This is a genomic window from Pseudomonas sp. LTJR-52 (genome assembly GCF_003691465.1).
Classification (GTDB): Bacteria; Pseudomonadota; Gammaproteobacteria; order Pseudomonadales; family Pseudomonadaceae; genus Chryseomonas; species Chryseomonas luteola.
On record NZ_CP033105.1, the window covers coordinates 3098590 to 3114218 of the forward strand.

16 protein-coding genes are annotated in these 15629 nt (G+C 54.2%); 6 read left to right on the forward strand and 10 right to left on the reverse strand.

Features of this window, described 5'->3' with window-relative positions; genetic code table 11:
- Nucleotides 1-26: 26 nt before the first annotated feature.
- Nucleotides 27-740, forward strand: a complete 714-nt coding sequence (locus tag EAW52_RS14480; protein WP_122043021.1) for a FadR/GntR family transcriptional regulator — start codon at nt 27-29, stop codon at nt 738-740.
- A gap of 47 nt (nt 741-787) precedes the next feature.
- On the opposite strand, the gene EAW52_RS14485 is transcribed toward EAW52_RS14480, so the two are convergent.
- A complete protein-coding gene (locus EAW52_RS14485; protein WP_010797781.1) occupies nt 788-2374 on the reverse strand; it encodes an aldehyde dehydrogenase (NADP(+)) in 1587 nt (528 codons plus the stop codon).
- Between the two features lie 212 nt (nt 2375-2586).
- Nucleotides 2587-3582: an AraD1 family protein gene (araD1, locus tag EAW52_RS14490; protein ID WP_122043022.1), complete on the reverse strand. Its 996-nt coding sequence runs from the start codon at nt 3580-3582 to the stop codon at nt 2587-2589.
- 110 nt (nt 3583-3692) lie between these two features.
- On the opposite strand from araD1, the gene EAW52_RS14495 reads away from it, so the two are divergent.
- Nucleotides 3693-4655, forward strand: coding sequence for a LysR family transcriptional regulator (locus tag EAW52_RS14495; RefSeq protein ID WP_122043023.1), 963 nt, complete (start codon nt 3693-3695; stop codon nt 4653-4655).
- Here the strand turns inward: EAW52_RS14495 and EAW52_RS14500 are convergent.
- The 4 genes from EAW52_RS14500 to EAW52_RS14515 all read right to left on the reverse strand — a co-directional run bounded on the left by EAW52_RS14500 (nt 4645) and on the right by EAW52_RS14515 (nt 7962).
- Entirely contained in the window at nt 4645-5802 is a 1158-nt protein-coding gene (locus tag EAW52_RS14500) for an aldose epimerase family protein (protein ID WP_122043024.1), read from the reverse strand. The genes EAW52_RS14495 and EAW52_RS14500 overlap by 11 nt on opposite strands.
- Before the next feature lie 125 nt (nt 5803-5927).
- Nucleotides 5928-6902 (reverse strand): HTH-type transcriptional regulator CysB, encoded by a 975-nt coding sequence (gene cysB, locus EAW52_RS14505; protein ID WP_122043025.1) that lies wholly within the window; start codon nt 6900-6902, stop codon nt 5928-5930.
- Nucleotides 6903-6986: 84 nt separating this feature from the next.
- Complete coding sequence (locus EAW52_RS14510; protein ID WP_019365963.1) at nt 6987-7478, reverse strand: universal stress protein; 492 nt, start codon at nt 7476-7478, stop codon at nt 6987-6989.
- Nucleotides 7479-7635: 157 nt separating this feature from the next.
- Nucleotides 7636-7962: a thioredoxin family protein gene (locus EAW52_RS14515; protein WP_019365962.1), complete on the reverse strand. Its 327-nt coding sequence runs from the start codon at nt 7960-7962 to the stop codon at nt 7636-7638.
- Between the two features lie 184 nt (nt 7963-8146).
- Here EAW52_RS14515 and EAW52_RS14520 point away from each other — a divergent pair, with 184 nt between their 5' ends.
- Nucleotides 8147-9223 carry a 3-deoxy-7-phosphoheptulonate synthase gene (locus EAW52_RS14520; protein WP_122044814.1) on the forward strand — a complete coding sequence of 359 codons (1077 nt, stop codon included), beginning with the start codon at nt 8147-8149 and terminating at the stop codon, nt 9221-9223.
- A 53-nt stretch (nt 9224-9276) separates the two neighbouring features.
- Here EAW52_RS14520 and EAW52_RS14525 read toward each other — a convergent pair whose 3' ends face one another.
- Nucleotides 9277-9561, reverse strand: a complete 285-nt coding sequence (locus tag EAW52_RS14525; RefSeq protein ID WP_010797773.1) for a GNAT family N-acetyltransferase — start codon at nt 9559-9561, stop codon at nt 9277-9279.
- Nucleotides 9562-10019: 458 nt separating this feature from the next.
- Between EAW52_RS14525 and EAW52_RS14530 the strand changes: the two genes are divergently transcribed.
- Nucleotides 10020-10271, forward strand: coding sequence for an Lpp/OprI family alanine-zipper lipoprotein (locus tag EAW52_RS14530; RefSeq protein WP_026003970.1), 252 nt, complete (start codon nt 10020-10022; stop codon nt 10269-10271).
- Between the two features lie 93 nt (nt 10272-10364).
- Here the strand turns inward: EAW52_RS14530 and EAW52_RS14535 are convergent, their stop codons facing one another.
- The 3 genes from EAW52_RS14535 to EAW52_RS14545 all read right to left on the reverse strand — a co-directional run bounded on the left by EAW52_RS14535 (nt 10365) and on the right by EAW52_RS14545 (nt 12429).
- Nucleotides 10365-11345 (reverse strand): L,D-transpeptidase family protein, encoded by a 981-nt coding sequence (locus tag EAW52_RS14535; protein WP_122043026.1) that lies wholly within the window; start codon nt 11343-11345, stop codon nt 10365-10367.
- 70 nt (nt 11346-11415) lie between these two features.
- On the reverse strand, nt 11416-11697 hold the full coding sequence (locus tag EAW52_RS14540; RefSeq protein WP_010797770.1) for a hypothetical protein: 282 nt from the start codon (nt 11695-11697) through the stop codon (nt 11416-11418).
- Between the two features lie 102 nt (nt 11698-11799).
- Nucleotides 11800-12429, reverse strand: coding sequence for an arylesterase (locus tag EAW52_RS14545; protein WP_122043027.1), 630 nt, complete (start codon nt 12427-12429; stop codon nt 11800-11802).
- An 11-nt stretch (nt 12430-12440) separates the two neighbouring features.
- Between EAW52_RS14545 and EAW52_RS14550 the strand changes: the two genes are divergently transcribed.
- Nucleotides 12441-13121, forward strand: a complete 681-nt coding sequence (locus EAW52_RS14550; protein ID WP_010797768.1) for an ABC transporter ATP-binding protein — start codon at nt 12441-12443, stop codon at nt 13119-13121.
- Nucleotides 13122-15629: an ABC transporter permease gene (locus tag EAW52_RS14555; protein WP_122043028.1), complete on the forward strand. Its 2508-nt coding sequence runs from the start codon at nt 13122-13124 to the stop codon at nt 15627-15629. It abuts the gene before it with no gap.

The window sequence follows — 15629 nt, forward strand, 5'->3', positions numbered from 1 at the left end:
GAAACAGGATCGCCACGTCGCGCCTCATGGAATATCGCAAACCTTCACTTCGCAAAAGCATGCATGCCCGAATCGTTCAGGAGTTGGGCCGGCATATCGTTTCTGGTCACTTTCCAGCAGACTCCAAGCTTCCGCCTGAAGCGTTACTGTGCGAGGAGTATGTTGTCAGCCGCCCGGTGCTGCGCGAAGCAACCCGAGTCTTGGTAGCCAAAGGGCTTGTCTACTCCAAACCCAAGGTGGGCACGGTTGTCAGGCCTCGTCGCGAATGGCATATGCTTGATCCCGATGTACTGCACTGGTTGATGGAAACGACGCCACAAAACGATTTCTTCAACATGCTTTCAAGCGTGCGCTGCATTATAGAGCCTGCAGCCGCCGCGCTTGCTGCTACGCATGCCACACCTGATGACGTAGCGGCCATTGAGAACGCTTATCAGCGCATGGAAGCAGCCAAGACGCCGGAAGAGTGGTTACAACCGGACTTGGATTTCCACAGTCAGATTGCCGAAGCCACTCACAATGACCTCTTGGCTAACCTCTGCAACATGCTATCGCTGGCATTGCGCGAATCGCTCAAGCAGTCAAACAGGCGTCCCAACCTTCATGAGTTCGCCCTTCCCCGCCATAAAGCGATCCTGACGGCTATTCAACATGGCGATGCCCTGGGCGCCAAACATGCCACCCTGGTACAACTGGAAGACGCACGTAAGGCTCTTACACTGGTATTAGAGGGCGAATAGCCATAAAAAAGCCCCGGCACGCCGGGGCTTTTTCATTAACGGAGCGATCAGCTCAGCGCATCACGTGTCGTAACGCCGTTAACCAGACGGGCAATACCCAGCGGGTTAGCGTTCTTGAGTGGCTCAGGCAGCAGTGCATCCGGGTAATTCTGGTAGCAGACCGGGCGCAGGAAGCGATCGATAGCCAACGTACCTACGGAGGTTCCGCGAGCATCGGACGTTGCCGGGTAAGGACCACCATGAACCATGGAGTCACAGACCTCTACGCCGGTTGGATAACCATTGATCAATAGGCGCCCTGCTTTTTGCTCAAGCACAGCTGTCAGCTCAGCACCGTAGGTTTCCAAGTCACCCGGCTCGGCAATCAGCGTCGCGGTCAGCTGGCCATGCAGGCCATGCAATGCGCGAATCAGCTCGGCCTTATCGGCAACTTCTACCACAATGCTAGTTGGGCCAAAAACCTCTTCCTGTAACAACTCATCACCTTCCAGCAGCAAGCTGACATCAGCCTTGAACAACTGTGGCTGAGCCTGATTGTTATTTTGCTGGGTTGCACCGGCAAGATGAGTAATACCGGAGTGAGCATTCAAATGCTCGAGACCTTTGACATAGCTCTTCAGGGTGCCTGCATTGAGCATGGTCTGCGCCGGCTGGTCATTCATGGTCGCGGCGAAACGCTCCAGGAATGCAGAGAACTCTGGCGAACGAATGCCAATGATCAGGCCCGGGTTGGTACAGAACTGACCACATCCCAACACGACCGAAGCGGCCAGCTCATTAGCCACATTATCGCCGCGCTGCTTGATCGCTTCAGGCATCAGCAGAACCGGGTTGATACTGGACATTTCAGCAAAAACCGGGATCGGCTGAGGACGTGCAGCAGCCATATCACACAGTGCGCGGCCACCTCGCAGCGAGCCCGTGAAACCGACCGCCTGAATGGCTGGGTGCTTGACGAGCTGCTCGCCGACGCCAGCGCCGTAGATCATATTGAAGACGCCAGCCGGCATGCCAGTACGCTCAGCCGCACGAACAATGGCTTCAGCCACATATTCAGCTGTTCCCATGTGACCACTATGGGCCTTGAACACAACCGGGCAACCGGCAGCCAGCGCCGAAGCGGTGTCGCCGCCTGCGGTAGAGAATGCCAGCGGGAAGTTGCTTGCACCGAATACGGCTACTGGACCAAGACCGATACGGTATTGGCGCAGGTCTGGACGAGGCAGCGGCTTGCGGTCAGGCAAGGCACGGTCGATGCGCGCCCCGTAGAAATCACCACGACGCAGGACCTGAGCGAATAGGCGCATCTGTCCACTGGTACGTCCACGCTCGCCTTGGATACGGCCAGCAGGCAATGCGGTTTCGCGGCAAACCAGCTGCACGAAATCGTCACCCAATGCGTCTAGTTCGTCTGCAATGGCTTCCAAAAAGCTGGCACGCTTTTCAGCGCTCAGGCTGCGATAGATGGGATAAGCCTCTTGCGCAGCACGTGCAGCAGCATCAACTTCTTCAGGCGTAGCCTGATAGAACTTATACGATAACTGTTCTCCAGAGGTCGCATCCACGCTATAGACGATAGTTTCGCCTTTAGCACTACGCGCTCCGCCAACATAGTTATGCCCTGTGATCTGCATGCTTAACTCCTTGACCGTAAAGGGTTTCAGGACACTGCGCGAGCCAATGCTCACGCAGATAAAATGAGAAGAACATCGGTGTCAGGCACTAAAGGTACATCCTGTCGGACTTTAAGTCATCATACAACATAGCAATTTAGTGATTTAACCGGCCTCTTATGAAGGCAGATTTAGCTGACAACCCACGTTTAAAGCACTTGATGTTCAGAAAGTTATAGCGCTTTGATGTTGCCTATTACGAAATCCGGCTTATGGGAAGCGATGCCATTGATCAGAGGTTTACCGAATTCAGGCATGCTGATTTCGAACCGATCTCCCGGCTGCGCCTTGATACCGTCAGCGAAGGACAGTGTAGCCGTTCCGAAAAAATGTACATGTACGTCGCCCGGACGCAAAAACTGGTTGTACTTGAAATGGTGGTATTCAAGATTCGCCAGGCTGTGACACATGTTCTCTTCGCCTGAAAGAAATTCCTTTTCCCAAAGGACCTCACCGTTACGGCGAATCCGGCTCATACCTGAAAGGTGGCGAGGCAGCTCACCTACTCGTAATTCAGGCCCAAATGCGCAACAGCGCAGTTTGGAGTGCGCCAGATAAAGGTAGTTTTTCCGTTCCATGACATGATCGGAAAACTCATTTCCCAGCGCAAAACCTACCCGATAAGGTTGCCCGTCATCACCGATGACATACAGGCCGGTCAATTCAGGCTCTTCACCGGCATCTTCGGCAAACTCGGGAAGGGAAAAATCCTCGCCCGGACGGACAACAATGCTGCCGTCACCCTTGTAGAACCATTCTGGCTGCGCCCCCACTTCACCAGCAGAAGGCCGTCCGCCTTCAAGTCCCCAGTTGAACATACGCATACTGTCAGTCAGCTTGGCTTCGTCCTGGTTGTTGTGCTGATGCATCTTGTCTCGCGTAGAAGCACTGCCCAGATGCGTAAGCCCCGTTCCGGTAACCAGGCAGTGGGCCGTATCGTCATGATCCAGCGGAGGCAATACGCGACGGGCTTCAAGCACACTGTCATAACTCGGCCCTGGCTCAGTATCCTGCGCCTGGACCTCAGCAACCAGATCACGTCCGTTTCGTATTGCATTCAGTGCCAGCTCACGTGTCGTGCGAACATTACGTACAATCTGGAGATTCTCGCCTTCAACCACTCCTACATGTCGCTGGCCTTCTGAAGTCTCAAATTGAATCAGTCTCATGGGATTTGCTCTTATCGTTATGGGCTGAATGGATAGCGCATACTTTACGGCGCGCGCAGAACGCTGCCTAATGAGAGGTACTGATTAAGTGATAACCTTTGGTTATTCCCATGATTCCATCTTTGAATTCCATTTCATCGCGCCTACGCGTACGTCAACTCAAGCTTCTCATTGCCCTTGAGGAGCATGGCTCACTGCACAAGGCTGCCGAGCAGGTTGCTATTACTCAACCGGGTGCAACAAAAGCCCTCCATGAAATTGAAGCGACACTAGGCGCCACTCTTTTTACACGTACCAGTCAGGGACTGGTGCCTAACGATCTGGGACGCTGCGTGATTCGGTATGCGCGCCTTATTCAGTCCGACATTGCCCACCTCAGGGAAGAAATGATTGGCATCCTGCATGGTCAGGGTGGCCGGTTGTCCATTGGCGTTATCATGGGTGCGGTGCCGCTGCTCATGCAGTCGCTCAATCGGCTTCGCCAGAAACAGCCGGAACTGTCGATTCATATCGCGGAGGACACCAGCGCGCGACTGCTTGCTCTTCTCGACCAGGGGCGGGTAGACGTAGTGATCTGCCGAACCAGCGTAAGCACCCGGCCTGATGCGTATGAAAAGCTGATCGAACATCCAGAAAGCCTGGCGCTGGTGGCTCATCCCAACCATCCGCTGGCCAACGCATCACTTTCCAGTCTGGACGAGCTGATAGGCTATCGCTGGGTTGTCTATCCCTCCAACATGCCCATGCGCCTCGCGCTCGAACAGCAGTTTCGCCTTGCAGGGCTCGACTTTCCGCGCTATCCCATCGAAACGGCCTCTACGTTCACGATGCTTAGCCTGTTGCAGGAAGATCCGCATCTTCTGGCTGTGATGCCTAGCGATGTAGCGCTCTTCAGTGAACGCTTTGGCCTGCTCAAGCGCTTTTCCATTGACCTGCAAATCAACAGCGAGCCCTATAGCGTTGTCATTCGCCAAGGCATGGACGTCACCGCACCGGCCAAAATGCTGATTGAAGAATTAAGGCAGGATATGGGGCTGACGGTGCAGCCCCATAGGCAGGAGATTACTGCTTGAGGGTCGAGAATTTGTAGATAGTAGTCTGCTTGTATGTCTCGCCGGGATTCAAGCGAGTGCTGGCAAAGTTGGGCTGGTTTGGTGCATCGGGGAAGTGCTGAGCCTCCAGCGTAAACGCTCCCCAGTGCGGATAAACTTTGCCCTGCTTGCCTTTGATAGTGCCATCCAGAAAGTTGCTGGTATAAAACTGCACACCCGGCTCGGTTGTATACATCTCTAGACGCCGCCCGGATGATGGATCAAAAGCCGTAACCGCTACGGCATCGAGCTGCCCCGGCTTATCAAATGCCCAGTTGAAATCAAAACCACCCTGTTTGGGCTCGGCATATTTCAGCTGTTGGTCGTTGTCACGAATGTGCGCACCGATAGCAGTCGGATGGACAAAGTCCATGGGCGTACCCTTCACCTCAGCCAGTTCTCCGGTCGGAATCAGCGTTGAATCAATCGGGGTGAACTTGGACGCATGGATAGTCACCTTCTGGTCGAGAATGGTCCCGTTGCCAGCGCCCGCCAGATTGAAATAACTGTGATTGGTCAGGTTGACTACCGTAGGCTTATCCGTCGTTGCGGTATATTCGATCTGCAACTCGTTATGCTCGTTGAGGGTATAACGCACAGTAGTAGTGAGCGTGCCTGGAAAGCCCATCTCACCATCAGACGAAACATAGCTAAGCGATACGCCCTTCCAATCCTTGCCCTCGATAGGCTTGGCCTGCCATACCTTGGTATTAAAGCCTTCCGGTCCGCCATGCAGGGCATTTGGATCATTATTGATCGGCACCTGATACGTCTTGCCATCAAGCTCGAACCTGCCTTTGGCCAGGCGATTGCCGAATCGGCCGATCAGCGCACCAAAGTAAACGGTTCCGTTATCCAGATAGCCTTTCACATCATCAAAACCTAGAACGACATCTTCCATATGCCCTTTTGCATCGGGCACCTCAATGGATTGGACGATACCGCCATAGGTAATGATGCCAACTCGCATCCCGTTGCTGTTTTGTAGCGTATAGCGCTCGATGGCACGGCCATCAGGAAGTGACCCGAACGGGGCACGATCAACATGCAACGAGCTGGCTTGGGAGAGTCCGGACATAAGAGCGAAACCTATACCTAGCAGAACAGCAGACTTTCGGGACACTTTCATCGTATGAACCTCGTATTGTTTTTCTTGTAAGGGACACCTGTGAGCCGCTGGAAAGCTCACCCCGTCACTCTGACACAAAATGAGACGAAGTGACTCCCTTTCTTTCATACGATGATTAAGCGAATCTAGTAGGTCGGCAATGTGACATCAGCAAACAGGTCTTCAACTTCCTGGCGGCTATGGCACTGCATCGCCTGCACCAGGACTTCACGCGTCAGATGCGGGGCGAAACGACTGATGAAGTCACACATATATCCCCGCAGGAAGGTCCCCCGACGCAAGCCGATCTTGGTAATGCTGGCCTCGAACAATTCACTGGCGTCCAGCGCAACAAGGTCACTGTCGAGCTTATGGTCAACCGCCATATCCGCCACGATTCCCACCCCCAGACCGAGCCTTACATAGGTCTTGATAACGTCGGCATCGGCTGCGGTGAAAACGACTTTTGGCTCCAATCCTCGCCGGCTAAAGGCCTCATCTAGCTTGGAACGTCCTGTAAAACCGAAAACGTAGGTGACGATGGGATGCTCAGCCAGGGCTTCCAGGGTGAGCTTGGGCACTTTGGCCAAGGGGTGACCATGGGGCACGATGACACATCGATTCCATCGATAGCAGGGCAGCATGATCAGATCACCAAAATGCTCAAGGCCTTCCGTTGCAATGGCAAAATCAACTGTGCCATCTGCTGCCATTTCAGCAATCTGCATAGGTGTACCCTGCTGCATGTGCAGAGCGACATCCGGATATTGCTTCATGAAATCACTGATCACATCCGGCAAGGCATAGCGGGCCTGGGTGTGCGTCGTGGAGATTGAAAGCGTGCCTTTCTTCTCGTTGGAGAACTCTTGGGCGATCTGCTTGATGCTTTCGCACTTACGCAGGATCTCACCAGCGGTCTGGATAATCCGCTCACCCGCTGGCGTAATGCGTGTCAGGTGCTTGCCGCTTCGAGCAAACACCTCTACCCCCAACTCATCCTCAAGCAACCGGATCTGCTTACTGATGCCTGGCTGGGAGGTATACAGGCTTTGCGCTGTCGCAGAAACATTGAGATCGTGATGCGCCACTTCCCATATGTACCTCAATTGCTGAAGCTTCATGATGGCTCCTTGCTATAGCTAACAGCACCGTTGTTATAACCTATATTAACGTACTACGAAAATATTTATAGCCATTGGTAATTATCAATGGCTGCGATGCTGCAACATGGGTACAAGATAGACAGGCACATCCGCCATTTGCAGAACTTTGCCTGCAGTACGTCCCAGCGGTGTATCCCAAGTACTGCCATGACTATGACTGCCCAACACAATCAAATCGACAGCCAGATCATGGGACTGATCAAGAATGACCTGAGCGGGATCTCCCTGAACGACCCGCACCAAACGGATACGGTCAAACTCCTGCGCAGTCTCCCCCATTTCATCGCGCAGACACTCGATCACGCGCTGCTCAATATTGGCTAAAACGGTATTGAAACCCTGCTTGTTCAATTGTGCCAACGTGGAGGCATCCATATAGGTTTGCAAAATCGAGTCAGCGAACAACCCCAAGGGTTCAACCGCATGTACGACATACAACTTAGCATCATGCGCTCGCGCCAAGGAAAGCGCATGCTGCAAGACAGAGGATGAGTAGATGCCCAGATCAGTTGCATAAAGAATCGATTGGATCAATTGGCCCCCTCAACTACTGACGTGGATGGCCGTCATACGACATGCCGAATGCTTATTCATCATAGGAAAGCGTAGCAGCGTACTGCCACTTCGCCGTGCAAAATGCTGGTAAATGCCTTAATTTGCGACTTGGTTAGTTAACACCACACTTCTCTCATCAAGGTAAATCATCAGCATCACGGCTCAGACAAGCCAGAATTCCCTGATTCAATTCAGACTCGGTCATCCGCGTTTTCAGCCCACCATAAAATAGCCCTTGACGTACTACGAACAGAGCAGGCAAGTGAAATACCTCATAGCGCTGCACCATTCCTCCGTTTCGCTCCGCATCGACCCAGGCGATTCGATCGCATGGCAAGTTCATCTCCGGCAAGCGCTCTCGCGCCCACCGGCAACTTGAGCACCCTTCACTGGTGAAGATAAGCAACGTTACTCCCGAAAGCGCCAACAACGCCTGATCCGCATCAAGATCACTTAATTCCACAAAGCCTCGCTATTTCGTACTGGTCAAGACATTCAAGGACGCAACAGGCCGCTTCGTCTCTCGAACCGGAAAAGGCCATTGTCGCCTCCTATGAAGACACGTTATGGTTAGCCTCTTGTCCACCTTTTACCGCGTAACGCCAGCCGGTTATGCCCAAGCAGGCACCGTGGCCTCCGAGAACACTATGGCCGATTTACCTATAAATGACCTAAACGTCGTATCAAACGACCCCCTGATAACGCCTGAGCAACTCAAGCTAGAGATTCCTTTGACCGAGAGCGCCTCCAAGACAGTTGCTCAGGGTCGCCAGGTGGTGCGTGATATCCTTGATGGCAAGGATCATCGGATTTTTGTCGTGATTGGCCCCTGCTCCATTCATGACATCAAGGCAGCCCACGAGTACGCCGACCGCCTGAAGGTTCTGGCCGAAAAAGTTTCCGATACCCTATTCCTTGTCATGCGGGTGTATTTTGAGAAGCCGCGGACGACAGTCGGCTGGAAAGGGCTTATCAACGATCCCTACCTCGACGACTCCTTCAAGATTCAGGATGGTTTGCACATTGGTCGCCAATTGCTGCTGGAGCTGGCCGAGAAAGGCTTGCCTACTGCCACCGAAGCACTAGATCCCATCTCACCACAGTATCTTCAGGACCTGATCAGCTGGTCTGCAATTGGCGCCCGGACCACGGAGTCCCAAACGCACCGTGAAATGGCTTCCGGCCTTTCATCGGCCGTTGGCTTCAAGAACGGCACCGATGGCAGCCTGACCGTTGCTATCAACGCCTTGCAATCGGTCTCAAACCCACATCGTTTCCTCGGCATCAATCAGCAGGGACAGGTCTCGATCGTGCAGACCAAAGGTAACCCCTACGGTCATGTGGTTCTGCGCGGCGGTAACGGCAAACCGAACTACGACTCGGTCAGCGTTGCGGTATGCGAACGTGAATTAAGCAAAGCCAAGGTCAAGGCTAATATCATGGTGGATTGCAGCCATGCAAACTCTAACAAGGATGCCTCACTGCAGCCGCTGGTAATGGATAACGTTGCCAACCAGATTATCGAAGGCAACCAGTCCATTATCGGATTGATGGTGGAGAGCCATCTGGGCTATGGCAACCAGCCGATTCCTAAGGATCTCAACGAACTGAAATACGGCGTTTCGGTTACAGATGCCTGCATCGATTGGGAAATGACAGAACAGAGCATCATGAGCATGCATAACAAGCTCAAGGACGTACTGCCCAAGCGCAAGCGCGATTGATTGCTAGTCTTCTTATAGCCGGGTTCTTTACCCGGCTTTTTTATGCCTGTCGATTAGTGAGGAGCCGTTAGCTTCTGCTGACGCCGCTCGATATAACGCTCGACATAGGAGCAGGATGGAATGACGCTGTAGCCACGTGACTCCGCGTACGTCAGTGCGTGTTCGGCTAACGCTGCGGCTATTCCCCTGCCCCGCAGATTATCGGGCACAAAGGTTCTGTAAAAATCCATGGTCTGCTTACCAAGATCCATATAGGCAAGATACGCGCGCTGCCCATCGACGTGGATGACAAACTGGTGAGATGAGAGGTCGTGGTCGATTGAAAACGACTCGTTCATATCTGCTCCTTGGCGGAAAACCGATTACCCGCCTTATCTCTCTTATTGGGAAGCGACATTGCTGCCGAGCCTATTTTCAGACTACAGAAATGGCTGCCCCGTTCGGGCCGGCCATCGCATAACAATCATGACCTTAGGCTTAATACAACGAGCATCTGGCGCAAGACTCAGAGCTTAATAGTGCGTTGAAGTTTGCATTAATACAACCCATTAGCCTTGTAACTGTTTACCTTAGTCGCGCTCCTTATACCGTCAGAAAACCCGTCATCAGTCACCCTTGGACACTTTTTAAGCAACGCAATGTCAATTTATCGAGCTTATGAAAGGGAAAGTGAAAAAAACTCGCGAACCTTGCATTCGCTCAGTTTACTTACTACACGTTATGAGTAGTATGTAGCGCGCAATTTTCCGCTGGGAAATTTGCACTCTATATGGAAGTCCACCTCAAGGGGATAATGATGAACAACGCTCTGAAATTTGCCGCTCTGGCTCTGGCAGCTGCCCTGGCTACTGGTTGCAGCCACGCTTCCAAAGAAAGCGAAGCCCGTCTGACCGCTACTGAAGACGCTGCTGCTCGCGCTCAGGCTCGTGCAGACGAAGCTTATCGTCATGCTGACGACGCTCTGGCTGCTGCTCAGAAAGCTCAGCAGACTGCTGACGAAGCTAACGAGCGCGCTCTGCGTATGCTGGAAAAAGCCAGCCGCAAATAATAGGTCTCTGACCTGTTAAGCCGACTCTCGGGTCGGCTTTTGCGAGCAACAAAAAGCCCGCCATTTTGGCGGGCTTTTTGTTGCCACACTGTTTTATAGCGCTGCAGCAGGCTGATCAGCGGCAGTCACAGCCGTTTGCGAAGCCTGATTGATGGTAGGAGCCACCTCTACGGGCAGACCATCCTGCGCTGTGACGATATCCTTTACCAATTCCCAGTTCAGCTCAGCGTGACCACTCAAGTCCTCGCGACGGATCATGGCATTCACCACAGCCGTGTGCTGGTCGATCATGGCCGGCTTGCCATTTTCGCTCGAGAGCGGCTCATGCGCCTCCAGATATAGCTTGCCTTGGCTGATACCAAACTTGTAAGGCTCGTTGATGATGCGTACAGGGGTGTTCACCGGAATCATTCCAACGAACTCCTTGAGATCCTCATTCAGCATCCGGAAACAGCCGTGGCTGACCTGCATGCCGATACCAAATTTCTTGTTGGAACCGTGGATCAGATAACCTGGTAGCGCAAGGTTCAACTTGTAGGGTCCAAGCGGATTGTCCGGCCCAGGCGGAACCACGGCTGGAAGCGGATCACCGTCGGCGGCGTGCTCGGCACGAATCGATGCAGGCGGATACCAGCTGGGGTCCTTGGTCTTGGCGGTGATTCGGGTAGTCCCAACAGGCGACCCCCATCCTTCACGTCCAATTCCCAATGGGTAGGTGAAAACCGTATTACCCCCTTTGGGGTAGTAGTACATACGGTACTCAGCCAGATTAATGACAACCCCTTCACGCGGCCCAGGCGGCAGGATGAACCGTGTAGGCAAAACCACTTCGGTGCCCGCCCCTGGCAACCAGGCATCAACGCCCGGGTTCGCTGCCACCATCTCCGAATAGCCAAGATCGTATTTCTCACCCAGGTCTGCAAACGTGTCTTCGTAAGCAGCCTTGATGACCTGCACCTCGCCCACGATATCTTCACCAGGCGGTGGAAGCGGCAATTCCAGGGCGCAAGCCGTACCGGCAGTTAGGCTAACGGCAAGCGATAAACAGGCGATAGATGATGCGCGAGACAACATCGAAAAATCCTTTGAAAAGAATGCTGTAAATAGTGTCAGTGTAACACTGCGCCTATAAGGTCGTGAGACCTCAGAGGAACGAAACAGTACCCACTTCACCCCGTTTATCTGCTTCCAGACGTTCCATGCATTGGGGGCATAACTGCGAGTGTCTCAGCCAATGCCGAGCTAATGGCTGAAACTTGGGCTCGGCCGGGAGAAGGCTGCCGCACAATGTACGATCAGCATGTCCGCCTAGCTCAAGCTGGCGTGCAACGATGTGCAGCCGTGTTGTCCGGCAGGCGAACAGATCGAGCTGTGAATCAGGCACGATAAGTTGAAAGCCAAACAAGGACCAGGCGTGACGCGACATTTGAGGCTCCAGAAGGGGGGCGCAACCTTAACGGAAAGGCGTTGACCTGAAAAGCAGGTGAACCGGATTTAACCGCCCCAAACTGTAAAATCTTACAAAATGTCAGTGCTTTGCATTCTGCGGCCGCTCAAGCAAGGGCTGTAAGGCTTGCCAGGCATTTTCCAGTAGTCTTGGCTGTCCGGCTGCATTGGGATGAATTTCGTCTGGCTGCATGTACTGCTCTATTCCTCCAACCCCCTCCAGAAAGAAGGGCACCAGTGCGACCTTTTTTTCTTCAGCCAGACTAGAATAAACCGCAGCGAAACGCTCGGTATACTGAATGCCATAGTTGGGCGGCAACCGCATTCCTAGAAGCAGTACCTTGGCACCTGCCTGCTTGGACTGGTCAATCATTGATGCAAGATTCTGTTGCAATTGCGCAGGGGGCTGGCCTCGCAAACCATCATTGCCGCCCAGCTCAATCAGCACAACATCAGGCTTATGCTCATTAAGTAACGGCGATAGCCGGGAAAGCCCGCCGGCACTGGTGTCACCGCTGATCGAGGCATTGATGACCTTGTAGCTGCCCTTCTGTTCGTCCAGCCGTTTTTCAAGCAGCGAAGCCCATCCTTGGCCCGTTTCTATCCCCAAACCGGCACTGATACTATCTCCAACGATCAAAAGTGTCTGTGCTGCGGCGTGTTGCGCGATTAGAAACAGCGCGAGACAGCCGCCCGATAACCATTTACGCATGCGGAATCCTCATGAGCGCCAGCATTCTAGTTGCCCAGAACCTTAGCAAGGTTGTACCCAGCGCGGAAGGTGAACTCACCATCCTTCATGGCCTCGACCTTGAATTGGCAAAGGGCGACAGCCTGGCCATCGTAGGCAGCTCAGGCTCCGGCAAATCCACTCTGCTAGGCCTGTTGGCCGGGTTAGATCAGCCGAGTGAGGGGGATGTTGTTTTGGCGGGGCATGCTTTGGCCGCATTGTCAGAGGATGAGCGTGCGCGAATACGTGCCGAGCATGTCGGATTCGTTTTTCAGTCGTTTCAACTGCTCGACAGCCTGACCGCTTTAGAAAATGTCATGCTCCCCATGGAGCTTGAAGGTTACAAAAATGCGCGTGATCGCGCCGAGTCTCTTCTGGAACGAGTCAATCTGGGGCATCGCCTGAGTCATTATCCGCGCCAGCTTTCTGGAGGTGAGCAGCAACGAGTCGCCATCGCACGGGCGTTCGCTGCTAACCCCAAAGTGTTGTTTGCCGACGAGCCTACCGGGAACCTGGATACCACTACTGGCGCCCGTATCAGTGACCTGCTGTTCGAACTGAACACAGAGCTTGGAACCACCCTGGTGCTGGTGACCCATGATGAGCGACTCGCGCAGCGATGCAATCGTCTGATACGTCTGGAAAGCGGCCGCCTAGTCACATTGGAGGCCTGAATGACTCGCCTCCCCTTCTTCCGATTATTGCGTCAAGCCAGCCGGCAGCTTATGCGAGAAGTTCGAGCCGGAGAGCTGCGAGTGCTCTTCTTTGCACTGGTGATTGCGGTTGCCTCAAGCTGTGCGATCGGTTATTTCACGGCTCGCCTGAATGAAGCCATGGTGTTGAGGGCCACGGAGTTTCTAGGCGGTGACCTGGCACTGCGAGGTACCTCGGCAGCTCGTCAGGAGCAGATCGACGTCGGCCTTGCCCAAGGGCTGAAACATGCTCAAACCATAGAGTTTTCCAGCGTCATTGCCGGCGAACAGGCCATTCAACTGTCCAGCGTCAAAGCCGTCAGCGGCTCCTATCCGCTCAGGGGACAGCTCAAGAGCACGCTCACTCCACAAGGTCAGGAAACTGTTGGAGGCCTTCCAGATCCTGGGGAGGCCTGGGTCGAGGCTCGTCTGTTACCGGCACTTGAACTGAAGATAGGTGACACGATCGATGTTGGTCGTAAAACACTACGTATCTCTCGCATCCTGACCTACGAACCCGATCGCGCTGGGGACTTTTACAGTTTGACGCCACGTGTCCTGATGAACAGTGCAGACCTGCCGGCCACTGAAGTCATCCAGCCGGGCAGCCGGGTTCGCTACCGAGACCTCTGGAGTGGAGCGACCGATCAGCTGGAGCGTTACCGGGCAACGCTCGAACGTAGTCTCGATGTCAATCAGCGAATCGAGGACCCACGCGACGGTAATCGTCAGCTCGGCAGCGCCCTGGACCGAGCTCAACGCTACCTGGGATTAGCGAGCCTCGCCGCCGTATTATTGGCTGGCGTAGCAGTTGCCATGTCGGCCAATCGCTTCGCAGTCAGGCGCTTCGATGCGAGCGCTCTGCTCCGCTGCCTTGGGCTTTCGCGCCGGGAAGCCTTGATTCTGTATAGCGTGCAACTGGCCATGCTCGGACTGGCGGCCAGCGTACTGGGTGCTGTACTGGGCTGGCTTGCCCAATTTCTGCTCTTCCACCTGATGGCAGGATTGCTGCCCGCAACGATTCCCAGCGCAGGTCTATTCCCGGCATTTGCGGGTATGGGGACGGGCCTGATCGCGCTTGCTGGTTTCGCGTTGCCGCCCTTGGCTGCACTGGGCCGAGTCCCGCCCCTGCGCGTTCTGCGCAGCGACCTTCTTCCTGTCCCTCCTAGAAGCTGGATCGTCTATGGTACGGCCCTGCTGGCCTTAGGGCTGATTATGTGGCGGTTATCGCTGGACCTCAGGCTAACCCTGGCACTGCTAGGTGGCGGACTGATTGCCACAGTGGTGCTTGGCGGACTAATGCTGCTGGGCTTGAAAGGATTACGCCGCCTGCTGGTCTCGGCACCGCTTGCCTGGCGTTTGGGGCTGGGCCAATTGCTTCGTCATCCAGTCGCTGCTGCCGGACAGGCCCTGGCATTTGGCCTGATTTTGTTGGCGATGGCGCTTATTGCCTTGTTGCGCGGAGAAATACTGGACCGCTGGCAGGACCAGCTGCCAGCGGACTCCCCCAATTACTTTGCACTCAATATCCTCCCTGCTGAGAAGGACGCCTTTGCGGCACAGATCGGCCAGCTGTCGCCCAATCCGAAACCGTTATATCCCATCGTGCAGGGTCGTTTAGTGTTGATCAATGGCGAGCCTGCCAGCGAGGTCGTAGAAAGCGAGTCACGCGGAGACCGCGCCACGCGTCGCGACCTTAGTCTTACCTGGGCTGACACGCTGCCCTCAGGCAATGTCATCACTGCCGGACGGTGGTGGGACGCCACACCACCAACACGTGATCTGCCGGGCGTATCCGTAGAGGCAGAACTAGCCAAGAGCCTCAAGGTAGGGATAGGCGATCATCTCAGCTTCAATATTGCCGGCAAGATCATAGAGGCGCAGGTGAGTAGTCTGCGAACCGTGGACTGGAATAATTTTCAGCCCAATTTCTTCATGATCTTTCAGACGGGAACGTTTACCAATGTTCCCGTCACCTATCTCACCAGCTTTTACATTCCGCCTGGCCATGACCGGGCCATGGTTGAGTTGGCACGTCAGTTTCCAGCCGCGACGTTATTGCCTATCGATGCGATCCTTGCGCAACTACGCAGCATCCTAGGCCAAGTAACCATTGCGGTAGAATTCGTCTTGCTCTTTGTATTGGCCGCTGGAATGACGGTCTTGTTTGCCGGTCTTCAATCCACACTAGATGAGCGCATACGCCAGGGTGCACTTTTGCGGGCACTGGGATCGGAGCGACGACTCCTGATACGCACCCGCCGGGTTGAATTTGCCTTGCTTGGCGCAACCAGTGGAGTTTTGGCAGCATTAGGGTGTGAGATCATTACAGCTTTGCTGTATCGCCTTGTGTTCGATATGCCATGGCAACCGCACCCATGGCTTTTGCTGCTTCCCCTGATAGGCGCAGCAATGATTGCTGCAGCCGGTCTTTTGGGAACGAGACGGGCATTGACGGTCAGTCCGCTACGCATTCTGCGGGAAGGTTAA